Source organism: Robertmurraya kyonggiensis (assembly GCF_005116465.1).
Classification (GTDB): domain Bacteria; phylum Bacillota; class Bacilli; order Bacillales; family Cytobacillaceae; genus Robertmurraya; species Robertmurraya kyonggiensis.
On sequence record NZ_SWBM01000058.1, the window covers coordinates 1 to 1,270 of the forward strand.

The 1,270-nt window shown below is 44.3% G+C and carries 1 protein-coding gene and 1 pseudogene; both read right to left on the reverse strand.

Annotation, left to right across the window (positions count from 1 at the left end):
- Window positions 1-1,055 (reverse strand): reverse transcriptase family protein (locus tag FA727_RS25655; protein WP_246042033.1); only part of this gene is annotated, 1,055 nt, incomplete at its 3' end.
- A 6-nt stretch (window positions 1,056-1,061) separates the two neighbouring features.
- Window positions 1,062-1,238 (reverse strand): annotated as a pseudogene (locus FA727_RS25660) (pepsin/retropepsin-like aspartic protease family protein); the annotation flags it as partial.
- Between the last annotated feature and the right edge of the window lie 32 nt (window positions 1,239-1,270).

Genomic DNA, 1,270 nt, shown 5'->3' on the forward strand with positions numbered 1-1,270 from the left:
TTCCACTCAAATTTGACTCCCTTCTTTAAGAGTTCGGTCATGGGCTTCGCAATCCGAGAGAAATCCGGAATAAAACGGCGGTAATAACCGGCTAAACCCAGAAAACTCCGAATCTCGTGGACAGAAGTAGGTGGTTGCCAATCCAACACCTCTTGCACTTTGGTTGGATCCACGGATATACCATCCTTGGAAACCGTGTGACCTAAGAACTTCACGCTCTCTAACCAGAATTCACACTTGGAGAACTTGGCGTAGAGCTGGTGATCTCTCAACCTTTGAAGAACAATGCGAAGGTGCTCGGCATGCTCTTCCTCATTCTTAGAATATATAAGAATGTCGTCAATGAAAACCACCACAAACTTGTCTAGTTCTGACATGAAGACCGAATTCATGAGGTACATGAAGTAGGCTGGGGCATTGGTGAGTCCAAAAGACATAACCAAGAATTCATAAAGTCCATAACGTGTGGAAAAGGCAGTCTTTGGAATGTCACAAGGCCTGATTTTGATTTGGTGATAGCCAGAGCGAAGGTCAATCTTGGAGAACACTCTGGCGCCAGCTAGTTGGTCAAACAAGATGTCAATACGGGGGAGTGGGTACTTGTTCTTAATAGTTACCGCATTGAGAGGCCGGTAATCAATACACAACCTCAAGGAATGGTCCTTCTTCTTCACAAAGATAGCGGGACATCCCCAAGGTGATACACTTGGACGAATGAAACCCTTATCTAGCAATTCTTGGAGTTGAATTTTTAATTCAGCCAATTCATTGGGCGGCATTCTATATGGTCTCTTTGATATAGGTGCTGTGCCAGGTTGAAGTTCAATCACGAATTCAATGTCTCTATCCGGCGGCATCCCAGGTAAGTCATCCGGAAATACATCGGCATACTCACATACCACCGGAATGTCCTTTAGTTGGGTTTCTACCATTGCATAAGCACACGCATCGACGCAAGTCCGTTGTGGCAGATATAGCACACTCGGGCCATGCGTAGGCGAGTTTATCTCAACAACTCGTTCCGCAACATCTAGGACAACCTTATGTTGAGTCATCCAATTGGCTCCTAACACAATGTCAATTCCTTCCATTCCAAGCAGAATCAAATCAGTAGGAAATGTTTTACTTCCCAGCCTGATTGGAACCTTGTGGGTGACTTGGTTGGATGCAATTTTACCTCCCGCAGTTGATATCACATATGATGATTTGGTATGGTACGATTTTAATCCGCATTTCACATGAAATCTTGTGCTTATAAAACTATGTGTTG